Origin of the sequence: Arthrobacter livingstonensis, assembly GCF_003219815.1 — a bacterium.
Lineage (GTDB): Bacteria > Actinomycetota > Actinomycetes > Actinomycetales > Micrococcaceae > Specibacter > Specibacter livingstonensis.
On the sequence record NZ_QJVD01000087.1, the window covers coordinates 1 to 1954 of the forward strand.

Below are 1954 nucleotides of genomic sequence, written 5' to 3' on the forward strand. Positions count from 1 at the left end.
GTCATCCCCGCCAGCAAAATCAACGACGCCTACGAGCGCGTCCTGGCCTCCGACGTCCGGTACCGCTTCGTCATCGACACCGCCACTCTCTAGACAACAAAGAACAGGGCAGCGCCGCCCCGCAGTCCCATGATGATGCCAATTCCCGGCACCGGATCGGTTCCGCGCCTGGAAATAGAATATGGACGCCGCCGACGTGGCCGTGGACAACGCAAGCTGCGAGGAGCTCGCGGTCGCCCGCTAGGACCCAACGCCGCATGCCCCTACGGTTCCCGGTATTCACGCACCGCGGAGTGCTTTCACCAAACATTTACCCCCACCACAACAGACCGCCGGAAGCGACGGCTGACAGGAGAACAAGATGGCAAAGATCCTCATGGTCGTTTCGGCCGCCGATTCACTTACGATGCGTGACGGTGGCGAGCATCCTACCGGCTACTGGGCCGAAGAGCTGGTAGCCTCCCACCGAACCCTGCTGAACGCCGGGCATACCGTGGACATCGCCACTCCAGGCGGAGTGAAGCCCACCGTGGACCAGGTCAGCCTGGCCGCCGGGGCGGCCGGGAGCCTTGAAAAGGCAGAAGGCTTCCGTGCCTACATCGCGGCCATCGACGCCGAACTATCCCACCCACTGGTGTTGGCCGACGTCACGGCCGCCGACTACGAAGCCGTCGTTATGCCCGGTGGCCACGGACCCATGGCGGATCTCGCCACGGATGCGGATCTGGGCAGGATCCTGATCGAATCCGACCAAGCCGGTCGCATCGTTGCGCCGTTCTGCCACGCTCCCGCCGGCCTGCTCAGCGCCACCGATGAACACGGCAAATTCGCTTTCGCCGGCCGCCGCCTCACGGTCTTTACCGACGAGGAGGAATTGAACGGCGGCACCGGGCCCAACACACCATGGTTCGTGGAAACGGTGTTACGGGAAAAAGGAGCCATCGTGGAATCCGGGCCAGCATGGAACAGCCATGTGGTTCGCGACCGCAACCTCATTACCGGCCAGAACCCCCAGTCCAGCGAAGACGTGGCTAGGGAAGTCATCGCAGCGCTGGCTGAGTAGTCTGGCATCCAGGACTCACACCATGGGCAACCTCTCCAGAGGACGACTGATCAAGGCGACGCAGCGATAACTGCGAAGGACATTCACCGAGGGGTACTCAACATCCGTCGCCTAGAAGAGATACCCACGGATGTTAGGCCACCCTGCGTGGCTGAGTGACAACAAGAAGACCTCCGGGTGAAGTGGTGCTTGCGAGAGCTATCACGAACACCCAGGGGTCTTCTTCCGCTCACATGATAATGCCATTCTGACTCCGAAGGGCGCCTTGATGCTATCCGTCCGCTGCGACGGACCGCCGAACGCTTCGAGGTCTCGGGTTGCCACCGCCGAACCGTGGGCAGGCAGCTATCGGGAGCACGTCGAACACGGAATCCAGGACCACTCCAGCCGGTTGCATCACGTGGAGTGGTGTAGTTCACGGTTGCTGAGTGTCGGATTTCCGACGTAAAGAGCCGCCGTGCGATGGTCAGTGAGTACCGATCAAAGAACTCACAAAGGACACAAACAAACGATGGCTCGAGACCAGCCTGACCTGTCTATTGTCTTCGCTCCAGCTCACGTCGCGCCGGTAGTGGAGGCCGTTTTCCATGGCCCAGTGGCCGCGGATCCACGCCCCTATCTCTGCCGTTTTCCCTTTCGCTGGTGACAGCGACGTGACAAAGTAGACCGTCTCGGTGTGCCACTTCCGGGTGCCCATCGGTCGTGACTTGCGGCTGATCTGGGCGACCTAGGCTGCGTGGGGGAAGTTGATGCCGTCGGCGATACTCACGCACTTGACCGTGCGTTCAACGTCCCCGCCATTGGCCGTCTCAACGGTGCCCTCCCGCGGTAGCTGGAGGGTTGTGGCGCGGCCAATGCCGGATCCCGCACTGGCGGCCGTCGCCGTGTTCC

General features: G+C 62.2%; 1 protein-coding gene and 1 pseudogene. Both read left to right on the forward strand.

Annotated elements, in window-relative coordinates:
- Nucleotides 1-361 precede the first annotated feature (361 nt).
- The gene (locus tag CVV68_RS22835) at nt 362-1063 is read left to right on the forward strand and encodes a type 1 glutamine amidotransferase domain-containing protein (RefSeq protein WP_110503269.1); all 702 of its coding nucleotides are present in this window, start codon (nt 362-364) and stop codon (nt 1061-1063) included.
- 268 nt (nt 1064-1331) lie between these two features.
- A pseudogene (locus CVV68_RS24535) lies at nt 1332-1463 on the forward strand (IS481 family transposase); the annotation flags it as partial.
- Nucleotides 1464-1954 lie beyond the last annotated feature (491 nt).